14 protein-coding genes and 1 pseudogene are annotated in these 14710 nt (G+C 50.2%); 9 read left to right on the top strand and 6 right to left on the bottom strand.

Going from position 1 to position 14710, the window contains the following annotated elements; all coding sequences use genetic code 11:
• Positions 1 to 412 (bottom strand): ABC transporter permease (locus B2899_RS15220; protein WP_286886907.1); only part of this gene is annotated, 412 nt, incomplete at its 3' end.
• On the bottom strand, positions 409 to 1083 hold the full coding sequence (locus tag B2899_RS15215; RefSeq protein ID WP_146811064.1) for an ABC transporter ATP-binding protein: 675 nt from the start codon (positions 1081 to 1083) through the stop codon (positions 409 to 411). The genes B2899_RS15215 and B2899_RS15220, both read right to left, overlap by 4 nt.
• A 100-nt stretch (positions 1084 to 1183) precedes the next feature.
• Between B2899_RS15215 and B2899_RS15210 the strand changes: the two genes are divergently transcribed.
• The 4 genes from B2899_RS15210 to B2899_RS15195 all read left to right on the top strand — a co-directional run bounded on the left by B2899_RS15210 (position 1184) and on the right by B2899_RS15195 (position 6110).
• The gene (locus B2899_RS15210; protein ID WP_286886904.1) at positions 1184 to 2359 is read left to right on the top strand and encodes a rhomboid family intramembrane serine protease; all 1176 of its coding nucleotides are present in this window, start codon (positions 1184 to 1186) and stop codon (positions 2357 to 2359) included.
• A 129-nt stretch (positions 2360 to 2488) separates the two neighbouring features.
• Positions 2489 to 4018 carry a fumarate hydratase gene (locus tag B2899_RS15205; RefSeq protein WP_146811063.1) on the top strand — a complete coding sequence of 510 codons (1530 nt, stop codon included), beginning with the start codon at positions 2489 to 2491 and terminating at the stop codon, positions 4016 to 4018.
• Positions 4019 to 4089: 71 nt separating this feature from the next.
• Positions 4090 to 5277, top strand: a complete 1188-nt coding sequence (locus tag B2899_RS15200) for a sensor histidine kinase (RefSeq protein ID WP_286886900.1) — start codon at positions 4090 to 4092, stop codon at positions 5275 to 5277.
• A 5-nt stretch (positions 5278 to 5282) separates the two neighbouring features.
• A complete protein-coding gene (locus tag B2899_RS15195; RefSeq protein WP_174760607.1) occupies positions 5283 to 6110 on the top strand; it encodes a carbon-nitrogen family hydrolase in 828 nt (275 codons plus the stop codon).
• Positions 6111 to 6171: 61 nt separating this feature from the next.
• On the opposite strand, the gene B2899_RS15190 is transcribed toward B2899_RS15195, so the two are convergent.
• On the bottom strand, positions 6172 to 6372 hold the full coding sequence (locus B2899_RS15190; RefSeq protein WP_146810246.1) for a hypothetical protein: 201 nt from the start codon (positions 6370 to 6372) through the stop codon (positions 6172 to 6174).
• Between the two features lie 118 nt (positions 6373 to 6490).
• Between B2899_RS15190 and B2899_RS15185 the strand changes: the two genes are divergently transcribed.
• The 3 genes from B2899_RS15185 (at position 6491) to B2899_RS15175 (ending at position 9054) form a co-directional block, all read left to right on the top strand.
• Positions 6491 to 7387, top strand: a complete 897-nt coding sequence (locus B2899_RS15185) for an EamA family transporter (protein ID WP_286886896.1) — start codon at positions 6491 to 6493, stop codon at positions 7385 to 7387.
• Between the two features lie 74 nt (positions 7388 to 7461).
• Positions 7462 to 8520 (top strand): M42 family metallopeptidase, encoded by a 1059-nt coding sequence (locus B2899_RS15180; protein WP_146810247.1) that lies wholly within the window; start codon positions 7462 to 7464, stop codon positions 8518 to 8520.
• Between the two features lie 18 nt (positions 8521 to 8538).
• Positions 8539 to 9054 carry a hypothetical protein gene (locus tag B2899_RS15175; RefSeq protein ID WP_146810231.1) on the top strand — a complete coding sequence of 172 codons (516 nt, stop codon included), beginning with the start codon at positions 8539 to 8541 and terminating at the stop codon, positions 9052 to 9054.
• A 254-nt stretch (positions 9055 to 9308) separates the two neighbouring features.
• On the opposite strand, the gene B2899_RS15170 is transcribed toward B2899_RS15175, so the two are convergent.
• The 3 genes from B2899_RS15170 to cax all read right to left on the bottom strand — a co-directional run bounded on the left by B2899_RS15170 (position 9309) and on the right by cax (position 12628).
• The gene (locus tag B2899_RS15170; protein ID WP_286886894.1) at positions 9309 to 10901 is read right to left on the bottom strand and encodes a long-chain-fatty-acid--CoA ligase; all 1593 of its coding nucleotides are present in this window, start codon (positions 10899 to 10901) and stop codon (positions 9309 to 9311) included.
• 161 nt (positions 10902 to 11062) lie between these two features.
• A complete protein-coding gene (locus B2899_RS15165; protein WP_286886893.1) occupies positions 11063 to 11560 on the bottom strand; it encodes a peptidyl-prolyl cis-trans isomerase in 498 nt (165 codons plus the stop codon).
• A 15-nt stretch (positions 11561 to 11575) separates the two neighbouring features.
• On the bottom strand, positions 11576 to 12628 hold the full coding sequence (gene cax, locus B2899_RS15160) for a calcium/proton exchanger (protein ID WP_146810234.1): 1053 nt from the start codon (positions 12626 to 12628) through the stop codon (positions 11576 to 11578).
• A gap of 128 nt (positions 12629 to 12756) precedes the next feature.
• Between cax and B2899_RS15155 the strand changes: the two genes are divergently transcribed.
• Together B2899_RS15155 and B2899_RS15150 are read left to right on the top strand one after the other, a co-directional pair.
• Positions 12757 to 14061 carry a UDP-glucose dehydrogenase family protein gene (locus tag B2899_RS15155; RefSeq protein ID WP_286886891.1) on the top strand — a complete coding sequence of 435 codons (1305 nt, stop codon included), beginning with the start codon at positions 12757 to 12759 and terminating at the stop codon, positions 14059 to 14061.
• Positions 14062 to 14203: 142 nt separating this feature from the next.
• Positions 14204 to 14710, top strand: a pseudogene (locus tag B2899_RS15150) (hypothetical protein); the annotation flags it as partial.

The following is a 14710-nucleotide window of genomic DNA, read 5'->3' as shown; positions in this document are numbered from 1 at the left end:
TCAGCAGCAGGGATGAGACGATCATACAGTTACCGATGACCATGCCGCTAACGGGAATGATGGATTTCGGTTCCCATTTAATCATATCCAGTCCAAGCATGGTCCCCATTGTAACCGCAGTGACAGCGGCAATGGTAAAAAAGATGCGCGCAAACACATGCGGCACGCCTCTGCCCCGCTTGGCGGAGCTGCGGGCGGCAACGAATACCATGACAAGCAGCATGCAGCCGATAAACAACGGATGGCGGCTTGTGAAAATAAATTCCAGAACATATCCGACTGCGACCAACTGGATCATAGCGCGTATAGTACCAGTGAACATATCGCGTTCCAGGCCGAGGCGGAGACGCAGCGAGAGCAGCATGGCGATGAAGACAAAGCCGGTCGTGGCGAGTGTGGTAACGATGCTCATGGTGCAACCAGTACCTCCAAACATCCGTCTTCCAAATGCCATGTGACGTTCCCTAAGCGTTTCGCTTGTTCCGGCGAATGGGTAATCCATAATACGGTATGTCCTGCCTCATGATAGGCGCGGATTTCCTGCTCGATATGTTTTGTGCTCTTCTCATCGAGAGCGGATGTCGGCTCATCAAGCAGAAGGATATCAGGCTCCAGGGATAGGGAGCGTGCAATATTGACGCGCTGTTTTTCGCCGCCGGACAGATCTCCGATACCGCGTGACAGATACTTTTCGGAAAGAGCCACCCGGCGCAGCAGGCTGCTCATATACTCTTCCGTGATACTATCTCCCGCAAGCCTGGCCGGATACGATAGATTGTCGGCCACTGTACCCGGAAAGAGAACAGGGGATTGAAAGACATAGTGGACTTTGCGGCGCAACCTGGGCGGATCCCATTCGAGAAGCGGTTTGCCCAGATAAACAATCCGTCCTGCGTCAGGCTCCTCAAGACGGGTCAGCAGACGGAACAACGTACTTTTTCCTGTACCGGACGGGCCGGTAATGGTAATAAACGCTCCTTTGGCTATTGTTACGCTTACGTCTTTGAGTGGTGTGGAGCGGTAGTGGGGTGTATGATACGATTTAAAGACATGGTGCAGCTCAAGCACCGGTTCGCTCGTCATAACAGGGTATCCTCCTCTCGAGTAACTGTTTGATTTTTCATATCATGCATACGTATAGTATAGTATATTTAACTTTTATTTTGCGGAAAGGAAGAATCGTTTGGACATTACCTTAGCACAGCAATACATATGGAAGGTAACGTATCGCCTTGTGACCGAGGAAGAGTATACGGTACTCGGGGCCGGAGAAGAGATGATTGAGCTGTTGCGGCAGAAGGGGAGGGAACTGCGCTATGTGCAGCTTCGACTGGCCGATTTTCTCTGGGGAGCTACATTAGGATATGATGTGCGGGATGGCGCCGCACGCCTTGAAGATATCCGAAGGCAAGCAGGTGCCAGAAGCATCCAGGGGCAGATTGTGTATATATGTTACGAACCGGTAGCGGAAAGTATGCGAGACGCTTTGCAGGCGGAAGAAGGGATTCATGAACAACAGGTATCGTTGCATGTAGCCGGATATGGTTTGGAAGAGGGGAGATGGATTCGGAAAGCCGGGGACGGATTCAGCAGGTCCGATCTGTTTACCGGTACGCCATTCGGTGAAGAAGAACCTCCCGCCTCCTATTGGATGCGTAGCATTGAACAGATGGAAGCCGAGCGGGAGCAAGAGATGCGCGCCACATTCTTCTATGGCAAACCTCGCTTTACGTATCTATTTCTTATCATGATTATTGCCGTGTTTATTTTGATGGAGCTAAGCGGGGGCAGCCAGGACCCGCGGGTACTCTTGCTATTCGGAGCGAAGTTTAACCCGCTTATTCTCGCCGGGGAATGGTGGCGCTTCATAACACCTATGTTTCTTCATATCGGGTTTATGCATATTCTGTTCAACGGTGTCGCCCTTTACTCGCTGGGTGCGCTGGCGGAGCAAATCTACGGTTCGGCACGTTTCCTGGTCATTTATATGCTGTCCGGCATTAGCGGTGTAGTCAGCAGTTTTGCGTTTTCGGATAATATTTCGGCCGGCGCATCCGGCGCGATTTTCGGCTTGTTTGGCGCGATGCTGTATTTCGGTACACAAAATAAGGAACTGTTCTTCCGCACGTTGGGAACTAACATTTTAGTTGTGCTGGGTATCAACCTGGCCATCGGTTTTTTATCACCCGGCATCATCGACAATTATGCGCATCTGGGAGGACTGGTAGGAGGCTTTCTTGCTTCCGCACTCGTAGGGCTTCCCAAACATCGTTCACGCGCCTGGATAAAAGCGGGGGCAACTGCGCTTCTTCTTTTCCTGCTCTGGTGGGGCATACAGGCCGGAGGGCTTGTGTTGTAAGCCACGAACAACAGGATGGTTGTGCATCGCCCCCGTGATAAATCCTGGATAAGCCTTCCCCCTTGGTAAAATGTCCGATATAATGAAAAATTGAGAGTGATTTTTCATGGGAAAAGGGGTAGGAGTCTTATGAAACAATTTAAAGACAGCATATACAAGTTGATCGTCGAAACGTCCACCAATCTTCCGCCGGATGTGCGCCGCGCGGTGGCAAACGCAAGAAAGAAAGAGAATGCCGGTACACGCGCTGCGCTCTCACTGACAACCATTGCGCAAAACATTGAGATGGCTGAAACGAACGTCTCCCCGATCTGTCAGGACACCGGTATGCCGACATTTGAAGTACATACGCCGGTAGGAGCCAATCAGATTGAGATGAAGAAAGCCATTCTTGAAGCGGTTGAATTGGCGACGAAAGAAGCGAAACTTCGCCCGAACTCCGTTGATTCGTTGACAGGCGAAAACAGCGGAACGAATCTTGGACCGGGCACGCCGGTCATTCACTTCGAGCAGTGGGAAAAAGACGAAATCGAAGTAAAGCTTATTCTAAAAGGTGGCGGCTGTGAGAATAAGAACATCCAGTACAGCCTGCCGATGGAAATTGAAGGCCTCGGCAAAGCGGGCCGCGATTTGGACGGCATTCGCAAATGCATTCTGCACAGCGTATACCAGGCGCAGGGCCAGGGCTGTAGCGCCGGTTTTATTGGTGTGGGCATCGGCGGTGACCGCACAAGCGGATACGCGCTCGCTAAAGAGCAATTGTTCCGTAAGGTTGATGATGTAAATCCGAACCCGCAACTGGCGGAGCTTGAAGACTATATTATGGAAAAAGCGAACGAGCTCGGTATCGGCACGATGGGCTTTGGTGGCGAAACGACGTTGCTCGGCTGTAAAATCGGTGCCATCAACCGTCTTCCGGCCAGCTTCTTCGTATCGGTTGCCTATAACTGCTGGGCGTTCCGCCGTCAGGGTGTAGCCATCGATCCGGCCACCGGCGAAATCAAAGAATGGTTGTACAAAGAAGGAACGGCAGATTTACATGAAGGCGTACAACAGCCTGAACAAACGGAAGAACGCCGTGAAGTTGTGCTGCAATATCCGATTACGGAAGAGCAAATTCGCAGCCTGAAAGTTGGAGACGTGGTCATTATCAACGGTCTCATCCATACCGGTCGTGATGCATTCCACAAATACATGATGGATCATGACTGTCCGGTTGATTTGAACGGCGGTGTGATTTACCACTGTGGTCCCGTTATGTCCAAAGACGACAGTGGAGAATGGCATGTGAAAGCGGCAGGCCCGACGACAAGTATTCGTGAGGAGCCCTACCAGGCTGACATTATGAAGAAATTCGGTATTCGCGTCGTCATCGGTAAAGGCGGCATGGGTCCGAAAACGTTGAAAGGCCTACAGGAGCACGGCGGCGTCTACCTCAATGCAATCGGTGGTGCGGCGCAATATTATGCAGATTGTGTCAAAAAAGTGGAAGGCGTCGATTTTCTTGAATTTGGTATTCCAGAAGCGATGTGGCATTTGCAGGTGGAAGGCTTTGCCGCCATCGTTACGATGGATTCACACGGCAACAGTCTGCATGCCGATGTAGACAAAACCTCGTTTGAGAAATTGTCTTCATTTGCCGAACCGGTGTTTAGTTAATACGAATTTTGTCGAATCAGGAAAGCCAGCAAAATGTCTGCTGGCTTTTTTGTTTCGGAAGAGTATAATGATTGAGAAAGACTGTTGGTAAAAGGAGTGAAGCGCCGGTGCAGCCTCCCGTTTCCTATGCGGTTCTCCGTAAGTATGCACGAATGATTGTGGATCGCCATTTTATCGAGCTTGTGTCGCATACCGAGCTGGCCAGCTACATTCAGCTAGAGCGGATGAACAATCGCAGATGGCGGTTTAAATTTTCCGTGCGTACCTTCTATCTGCTCCATCTGATTTTCTATAATCAGAAAGTGGGGCGGGCGCGTAAAAAATCATTGCGCGAAGCGTATGCAATCGGCTATAAAATAGGGGCAAAACATTTTGAATTCCAGACTGCACTGCTGATGGCCAATCTCTATCGTAGGGCTTTTATGGATAGCGTAAGAAAAATGTTTCGTGAGCTAATGTACAGCGAGTATGAACGGGCCGAGAGCGTAGTGGACGAGTTCGTCGACCAATTCCTGCTTGGGTATCTGGCTAAAAAGGACAATACCATTGAGCGCTTGCATGAACAGCGTATGGTCATTATGGGGCAGATGGCGGCAAGCATGGCGCATGAAGTGCGCAACCCGCTGTCAGCGATTGATGGCTTTCTAAGACTGATTCGTGAAGACGAACAAATGGATCGGCATAAACGCGATGAATATTTTCGAATTATTCTGCATGAAACAAAAGAAATCAATCGGATCATTACACAGTTTTTGCAGTTCTCGCGTAAAGGACAGGCAGAAGAATCTCCGCTTTCGGATGTTTCGCTGAATTCGCTGTTGTCGGAAGTGCAGGAATTCGTCAAAGCGAAAACCATTCAGGAAAATATAGCGTTCTATCTGTATCCGCCTATGGAAGATTTTCTGGTGCATATTCAGCGCGAGTCGATTAAGCAGGTGCTTGTAAATGTTATTCACAATGCGTTTGAAGCGGTGCATAATCAGGAAGACCGACGCGTGGAAATATACGCATACCGGGAGAGCGGGACGGAAGTTCGGATTGAGGTTGTAGATAATGGGCCCGGTATGTCGAATGAAGCGCTGGAGATGGCATTTGAGCCGTTTTACTCAACAAAAGAAACAGGGACGGGTATCGGACTTGCACTAAGCAAAGAACTGGTCAAAAAAAGCGATGGGGACATTCGCATCCAAACGGGGAGCTATGGCACGAAGATTATCGTTACACTTCCGATAACACAGAGGCAGACAGTTTATGATTAAAACTAATGACAGAGCGCGGGAAAGGGGAATGCATAGTGAGTGTATACAATATTGCAATGCTTCAAATTGACATAGAGTTTGGTAAACCGGAGGAAAACCGAAAGCGCGTGCGCGAACAATTCGACAAAATCGGAACGCTAACACCCAAACCGAATATTGTGCTGTTGCCGGAGTTATGGGATACCGGTTATGACCTGACAAGACTTGAAGAGATTGCCGACCGGGAAGGCGAACAAGCCAGGGAATTATTTCGGGAGCTGGCGCAGCAATATGAAGTGTATATCATTGGGGGATCGATCGCAAACCGGAAAGCAGAAGGTACATATAACACTTCGTTGGTTTTTGCTCCGAACGGCGAGGTGGTGCACGAATACAGCAAGGTACATTTATTCCGCTTGATGGAAGAAGAGAAATATTTACAGTCAGGTGAAGCGATCGAAAGCTTTACGCTTGACGAGATGCCTGCGTTCCTGCAGATTTGCTATGATATTCGTTTTCCAGAAAGCATTCGCAAAGGTGCGCTTGCTGGTGCGGAAGTGCTGTTCGTGGTAGCGGAGTGGCCCAACCCGCGTCTTGCCCATTGGCGGCAGCTATTGATTGCCCGCGCAATCGAAAACCAGATGTATGTCGTGGCCTGCAACCGGGTAGGCAGCGACCCGAACAATACGTTCTTCGGGCATTCGCTTATCATCGACCCGTGGGGCGAGATTGTGGCCGAAGGTGGCGAAGGGGAAGAAATTGTTGTCGGTACGCTGGATCGAACGCTGGTGGAAGATGTGCGCAGGCGGATTCCGATTTTCGCCGATCGGAGAGCAAGCCTGTATACGTTATGAAAAACGAAACGCGGGGGACCCCCGCGTTTTTGTTTGCCATAGACAGGACGCAGACATCCGTTTAGAAGAGATCGTCTCCGTTATGGCTATTGTCACGCATGGAGTCGATAGCGCCCAGGACAATATGGGCGAGGCCGAAGCCTGCCAATCCCCAGGCGTATGGATTATCGCTGCGGATATCCATATGACGACGGTTCAGCATGCTGACACCGGTTAAGGTCACGGCGGTTCCGAGTGCGATCGGGATAATGCCTTTTCTCATCAGTCCAACACCTCCTGCTAAAAGCTTGCCCGAAGCCGGGACGCGATATGTTTGGCATTGTTTTCTTGGGAATTGTAGTACAATAAGAAAGAAGATCGCCTGGAAAGGAAGGGACGGCATGGGATATTGGAGTTCCGTGCTGCTTGTGTTCTTGGGCGCGTGCAGCTACGGTGTTTTATCAACATTTGTAAAACTGGCGTATCAAGCCGGATTTCTGCCGGGGGAAGTCAGCGGCAGTCAGATGTTTTTCGCTATGGTGTTTATGTGGGGAGTGGCGCTTCTATTCTCGCGGCGGAAAGTCAGGGGAAAGCAATGGCTTACGCTGGCGGGAACCGGCCTTGCGACTGGCCTGACCGGCATACTTTATTATCAGTCGCTGCAGTATGTGCCGGCTTCAATCGCGATTGTGCTCTTGTTCCAATTTACGTGGATTGGCGTGATAATCGAATCGTTTATAGAGCGACGCCGGCCCGGCGTAGAAAAGGTGGCGGCTCTTGTGCTTTTGGCAACAGGGACGCTGCTCGCAGGCGGTGTGTTGGCAGGAGAATTTGGCAGTTTACACCCGGTGGGGATTCTGTTCGGACTGCTGTCAGCGGTTACTTATGCGCTATTTATTATTTTTAGCGGGAGGGTGGGGCATGAAATTCCCCCCTATACGCGCTCCGCAGTCATGCTAACGGGGTCGGTGCTTATTACGTTCATCGTCTATCCGCCTTCATTTTTATTAAACGGCGCGCTAACGGAAGGGCTTCTTGTTTACGCTCTGCCGCTTGCGCTATTTGGAGGCGTTATTCCCACTTTATTTTTTACGCTTGGCGTGCCGCATGTCGGAGGCGGCCTGGCAACCATTCTAAGCGCCGCAGAGCTGCCAATGGCGGTATTCATGTCCAGCGTAGTGTTGCACGAAAAGGTCAGTCTCTTACAGTGGCTTGGTGTGGTGATTATTCTCGTCGGCATTGCCGTGCCGGAACTTTCGCATAAACACCGTACGGCGGCCGTGCGAGATCGGGGATAGTTTGTGTTCTCCTTTTTTTCTGCTATGATCGTAAAAAAGAAACCAGTGGAAGGATGAAGTGTGTGAATAAGCAAATGACGCTGTTTCAACGGTTAACGGAAGCTTGTGGTGCCCCCGGGTTCGAAGGGGAAGTACGCGGCATTATGCACGAATACATAAGCGAGACGACGAATGAAATTGTATATGATAATCTTGGCGGAATTTTCGGCGTGCTGCGCGGGGAAGAGAACGGTCCGAGAATTATGGTGGCAGGACACATGGATGAAGTGGCGTTCATGGTTACGAGAATTACCGAAAAAGGATTTATTCAGTTTCAACCGCTGGGCGGCTGGTGGAGTCAGGTGCTGCTGGCTCAGCGCGTCCAAATTATGACGGAGAGTGGACCGGTCATGGGCGTGATCAGCTCCATTCCGCCCCACGTATTGCCGGAAAACTGGAAAAACAAACCGATGGACATGAAAGATATGTTCGTTGATGTAGGCGCGGATAACAAGGAGGATGCGGAACGTATGGGGCTTCGGCCGGGGCAGCCGATTCTCCCGGTCTGCCCGTTCACGGTCATGAGCAATCCGAAGAAGCTGATGGCGAAAGCATGGGATAACCGATACGGCTGTGCGCTTGCGGTTGAGATGATGCAGGAAATGAAAGGCACGCAGCATCCGAATATCATCTACGGCGGTGCTACCGTGCAGGAGGAGGTAGGACTGCGCGGTGCAGGTGTGGCAGCCAATATGATTGAGCCGGATTTATTCTTCGCACTGGATGCAAGTCCTGCAGGAGACGTTCCGGGTGTCAAGGATGGCATGGGCAAGCTGGGCGACGGCCTCTTAATGCGAATCGTGGACCGGACGATGGTGACGCTGCCGGGACTTCGTGATTTTATGATCGATACAGCAGAAGAGTTGGGAATTCGCTATCAGTTTTTTGTCTCGCCGGGCGGCACGGACGCAGGCCGGGTACATCTGACAGGCAAAGGTGTGCCTTCCGCCGTGATTGGTATTCCGGCCCGCTACATTCATAGCCATGCAGCCATCATTCACCGGGATGATTACGAAGCGGCGAAGCAGTTGCTGTTGGCGCTGCTCAAGCGAATCGACGGTAAGGTGCTGCAACAAATCAAAGAGCGCAAGTAAGCGGCAAGGAGGGACGTTGTGCAGTATCTGTACTTACACAGGATCGAACACAGGGAAGCGCAAACGGTACAGTATGTATACCGATTCGAAGACCACCGTCTTTCCCCGAACAATCTGGTGATTCGAAAGCTGTTTCACTGTATGCTGGAGGTGATGCGGGACGGGCTGACCGCAGTCGAGATCGAGTACAATGATGCGGAGATGGCAAAGCTCGTAGGACTGGAGCGTGCTGTAGAGTTTCTTACCGTAATGGGAGCACGTGAAGCTTCGCCTCGGGAATACCGACGGGACGGGGTATTACTGAGCCGGACGTTTACAACGGAGCTTACGCCTGCACGGCTTGATTACTTTTTTGGCCTTAAAGATTTGGATATTGCATATCGTTTGCTTTTTCTGGCTAACGGTGCCGAACGTATCCATATGTACTTTTCTGAAACGCTTAGCTGCCTGCTGCCGATTGAGGCAGAAGACGCATTTCTTGAGCTTTTGTCCGCCCAGCGTGTACCGCATAGGATTTTGGGGGAAAACCGTTAAATTTTTGTCGATTTTTGCTTAAAAATCACCATTTTCCCTAAATTTTCTATTGTTTCTTGCCGAATTTTATATTATTCTTTTTATGACAACTTATTCAATTGGTTGAGAGTTGTTGTTTTTGACTCCGCTTTTGCGGGGTCTTTTTTTTCGACAAAAAATTTACGGTATAAATGAATAAACATACAAAAACGAGGCGTCTTCCGCCTCGTTTTTGTGCGGGATGGGAGAGCGTGCAGCCTCCCGATCTTGTATTGCTAATTGACTTTGCGTCCGGCTTCTTTCCAGAATGGCTCGCGCAGCACGACTTTTTGAATTTTGCCGGATGCGGTTTTCGGCAGCTCTGCAACAAATTGAACCGATTTTGGACACTTGAAGTGTGCCATCCGCTCACGGCAGAATGCGATGATGTCCTCTTCCGTCACGTTTGCATTTTCACGCAGCACACATACGGCGTGCGGCACTTCGCCCCATTTCTCATGCGGAATGGCAATGATTGCTGCCTCAAGCACCGCCGGATGCTCATACAGCGTGCCTTCGACTTCGATGGAGGAGATATTTTCACCTCCGCTGATAATAATATCTTTCTTCCGGTCAACGATATCGATATAGCCGTTCTCATCAATGGTTGCCATATCACCGGTATGGTACCAGCCGTTTACGATGGAACGTGCCGTTTCTTCCGGTTGCAGCCAGTAACCGTCCATAACGGAGTTGGAGCGGCAGATGACTTCGCCTATTTCCTCGCCGTTCGGCTCTACATCTTCTCCGTCTTCATTGACAACGCGCGCTTCAACGTTAATCATGCTAATTCCGGCTTTGGCTTTTAAGCGATGAATGCGCTCTTCATCAGCCGTGTCGCGGATGTCTTTCTTGATATGGCCGACGGTGACGAACGGCGAAACCTCCGTCATGCCGTACACCTGCAGGAATGTCCAGCCCAATTCTTTTTCAACCGCTTTCACGAAAGACGGCGGCGGAGCGGAGCCGGCGATGACTACGCGGACATTCTGCGGAATGCTGGCTGTCTTGGACGTAGGCTCATTCAAAATCATATTCAGTACGGTAGGTGCCATACAGGCGACGGTTACACCTTCCGTTTGGACCAGATGCACAATATGCTTAGGATCAATCTTGCGCAGCATTACGTGAGTTGCACCCATGCCGGTAAAGGAGAATGGTGTGCCCCACCCGTTGACGTGAAACATCGGAAGCGTATGAAGCAGCACGTCTTCATCTTCGGCGCGTACATGGATAATGGTATTAATCGCATTCATATAAAGGCTGCGATGGGTTTGAATAACCCCTTTGGGACGCCCGGTTGTACCGCTGGTGTACAGGATGGTGGCCATATCCCGTTCATCAACTTCAACGTCCACGGCGTTCTCCGAAGCGCTTTCAATTATATCGTCGTAGATAAGCCAACCGTTATGGTTTTTGAATCCTTCTACAGGCAGAGAGATATAGCGTTCTACGCTCTGAAGCTGTCCTATAATCGGTTCAATGAGCGGAGCCAGCTCTGCGTCTATTAGAAACATTTTGGCACCGGAGTGGTTTACAATATACTCATAGTCTGCAGGAACCAGACGGGTATTCAGCGGTACGATAACCGCACCAAGCAGGAAAGCTGCATAGAATGCCTCGTACATTTCCAGACGGTTCGGGGACAGCACAGCAATGCGGTCTCCCTTCCCGATTCCGTGCGCCTGGAATGCGTTTGCCAGGCGGTTTACGCGTTTTCCAATCTCTGCGTAGGTAAAACGCCGTTCGCCGTCAACAACGGCCGTTTTCTGTGGATAGTGGTATACGGCTCTTTTTAAGAAATCCTGCAGCAGTAAAGGTACGTACATAGTTTCTCTCCTCTCCAACGTAAACAAATCTGTACAACATTGTACACAATCAAAATACCATAAAAATTCAAAAAAAAAGAGAATAAAGCGAATTTTTTTCGAAATATTATGTAGAAAGCCGGGAACACTCGCGGCATCTCCCGGCTTTTCGCAGGCGAAAGTTATTCAATAGTAAATCCGATAATGCCCCGGATCGGATTATCCATGTTGCGCCCGTCCCCGTAATACAGGTGCACAGGCCCGTCTTCCCGGATCGGTTTGCCGTCAATTGCGAAACAAAGCACCGCGTCATATGCTTCATCAAGCGAGAGGGGAACTTCTTCTCCGTTTTGCAGGCGACAGACAAGCCGCGAAGCGTCAGAGCCGGGTTCCGCGTTTTTAATAAACGGCTGCAAATTCATGCCGTAATCCCCTACGATTTTCTTTTTCTCGACGAACAGCTTCTCGCTTTGCTTGGTCGGGATCACACCCTCGGTCAGTTCCCGGTCCCATCGCTGTCCGATTTTCATAAGCTCATCTTCATGGCTTTCCGTTTTTTCCTCACCGAGGTTGGCGAAGAAGTCTTCCATTTTAAACTTTCGGTCGTCGAAAATCCATACGCTCGGATCAAGCGTGATAGGGAATTTGACATTGCCGTTTACTGTGATTACATTTGCCACATTTTCTCTCCCCTTTTATAGAAAATAGAACGCCGCACCGAGAATAATGTAGACAACAACAAGCAGCACGCCCTCGTACCAGTTGGTGCTGCCGTCCCGTGAAATGGAAGAAGCGATGAATGCTCCTACCCCGATGGCGGCTAGTTCGTATGAAGTAAAGACAAGGTCCATTGGTTTGCCGAACAGCAGGCTGACAAATACGAGTGTCGGAGCGACGAACAGGGCAATCTGCAGACTGCTTCCTACCGCAATCTCCACCGAGGCGCCGATTTTGTTCTTCATGGCAAGGAAGACGGCGGCGCTGTGTTCGGCGGCGTTACCGACAATCGCAATGACGAAGGCGCCGACGAAAATTTCCGACCAGCCCAGGTTGTGGGCCACCTCTTCAATGCTATGTACGAGCCATTCGCTTGTAATCGCCACGAATACGGTTGCGACGATAAGAAGGATGATGGAGAATCCTTTGCTCCACATATGCCCGGTTTCTGCTTCTTCTTCCGCAGCCTGATCGGCCAGCTCTTCCTTATGGGTAATCATAGAGAAGAGCAGCCAGAGTATGTAGGCGACAATAAGAAGTCCGGAGATGATTAAGCTGAGCGTAATGGTCCGTTCTTCATGAAGCTGTTTTAAGAAGACGGCCGGAATAAAGAGTGCGATAACCGCCAGTAGCATCAAAGAAGAATTATGCCCGGCAAGCAGCGGATTAAAGCGCTGCTCTTTGAACTTCAGGCCGCCTGCAATGACGCTTAAGCCCAGCACTAACAGCAAGTTACCGATAATGGACCCGGTGATACTGGCTTTCACCATATCAAATAATCCTTCTTTGAGCAGGAAAATGGCGATAATTAGCTCCGCCGCATTCCCGAATGTTGCATTCAGAAAGCCTCCGACACGCTCCCCAGCATAATGGGCGACGCTTTCTGTTGCCTTGCCCAGCAGGCCGGCCAGCATAATGATGGCGGCCGACGTGGTGACAAACTGCAAACCGGCCGATTCCGTGAAATAGTGGGCCCAGCCGCTTATTGTTGTCAGCACGATGACAAGCGTAAAAAACGGTTTCTGATTCAAACAATTCCCTCGCTTTCCCGCATGAATTTGCTTGATTTTTACCGCAATGGTGCATAACCTAAACAATAGTGTAAAGCATGGAGGAAGCAAAAAGCAAAATTTTTTCAAGTTTGGTAGGGGAAAAGCATATGAAAAGAGTGGCCGTTATCGGAGCGGGCTACGCCGGGCTTGCCGTTAGTGTGGGGCTTGCGCACTTCGGGGCTGTGGTCCGCTGCCTTGATATTAATGAACAAAAAATTAATCAGCTTTCACTGGGCGTGCTGCCGATTCACGAACCGGATATGGAGGAAATGATGCACCTTCAGATGACGGAGGGACGGCTTTCATTTTCAACGGATTTGGCGGCAGGCATTGGGCAGGCTGACATCATTTTCATTGCTGTAGGTACACCCGGCCAGGAGAAAGGGTCACCGGATGTAACGGCAGTATTCTCTGTCGCTGATATGATTGGACAGTACGCGAAAAAAGATGCGGTAGTCGTGGTAAAAAGCACCGTACCCGTTGGAACATGTGAAGTGGTACAAGCCCGTCTGCGGGAGCAAACATGCGGAGTTGCTGCATGTGAGGTAGTGGCAAACCCTGAATTTTTAAGGGAAGGGCATGCCCTGCACGATTTCTTGCAGCCGGACCGGATTGTACTAGGAGCAGCAGGCGAACGTTCTCTTGCCGTTATGCGGGATTTGTATGCGCCGCTGGTAGAGACAGGCGTTCCCCTGTATACGACGGACTGGCAAACGGCAGAGATGATTAAATACAGCGCGAACAGCTTTCTTGCGATGAAGGTTGCGTTTATTAACGAAATCGCCCGGCTATGCGATACGGTGGGAGCGGACATAGAGACGCTTTCGGCTGCACTGGGAGCAGATCCACGAATCGGCGGGAGACATCTTAAGCCGGGTCCGGGTTATGGCGGTTCGTGCCTGCCGAAGGATACGGAAGCATTCGCGCGCTTGGCACGACAAGCGGGCATGCCGCTTTCTATCATCGAATCGGTTATCGAAAGCAATCAGAGACAACAAACATATGTTGTCGAAAGGGTCAAGCAGGTACTTTCGGATTTGCGGGACCGCCGCATCGCCGTCCTCGGCCTGGCATTCAAAGCGAATACGGATGATATGCGGGAATCGCCCACGATTTCTGTCATTGACCACCTGCTCTCGGAGAGGGCACAGGTCATTGCCTACGACCCGAAGGCGATGAAGAAAGCCAGAGAGAGATGGGGAGGGCGGATTCGGTATGGCAGGGATGTATACGAAGCGGCAGAGGGAGCGCATGCTCTTCTTATACTGACGGAATGGCCGGAATTCCTGGCAGTGGATAAGGACAAGTTGGCCCGGACAATGGAAGAAAAAAACATATTTGATTTCCGCAATATGTACAATCGGCATCAATGGAAAGAGCATGGATTTCAATATATCGGGATAGGGAAATGAGAAAGATGCATGAATAAAATGGTTGCTCTATTTTATTGTTGACAATAGTTCTCACTCACATTACACTACATGTAGTATGGTTCCAATGATAATGATTCTTATTATTAAAAAAATATACAAAGAGGGAAAAGGGGAAGTCATCATGAAAGCATGGAAAGTACTAACCACCACTGCCGTGGCAACGATGTTTGTTTTATCCGGATGCGGCGCAAGCGAAGAAGCGGCAAAACCGCAAACCGAAACCAAGCAGGAGCAGGCGACCGAGACGAAGACGGAAGCAAGCAAACCGGAGACAAATAAGGTAGATGCCGCGGCGTATACCTCAGCCGTAAAAGAATTGGTGGGTCTGGTAAAGAAGGAAGAGGAAGACAAAACGCCTGTCGAGTGGGACAAAGCAAAGAAATTGTATGATGAGAAATTGAAGCAACATCTCCAGATGCTGGATGGAGAATACGAAGAAAAAGTCAATGAACAGTTAACCGCAGCGCTTGAAGCGGGCAAATCGGGCCAGATGCCGGCATCCGTAACAGGACAAATCGTCGATAAGCTGCTGCAGAAAACTGCACTCTTGACAATGCGTTACGAATTCAAGCAGGCGAACGACGGATTCGATAAGAAAGAAGAGGCAAAGCAAGCCGTAGCGGCAGGG

This window comes from Aneurinibacillus sp. UBA3580 (assembly GCF_002375825.1).
GTDB classification, from domain to species: domain Bacteria; phylum Bacillota; class Bacilli; order Aneurinibacillales; family Aneurinibacillaceae; genus Aneurinibacillus; species Aneurinibacillus danicus.
This window is presented reverse-complemented; position numbering and strand designations above follow the sequence as displayed.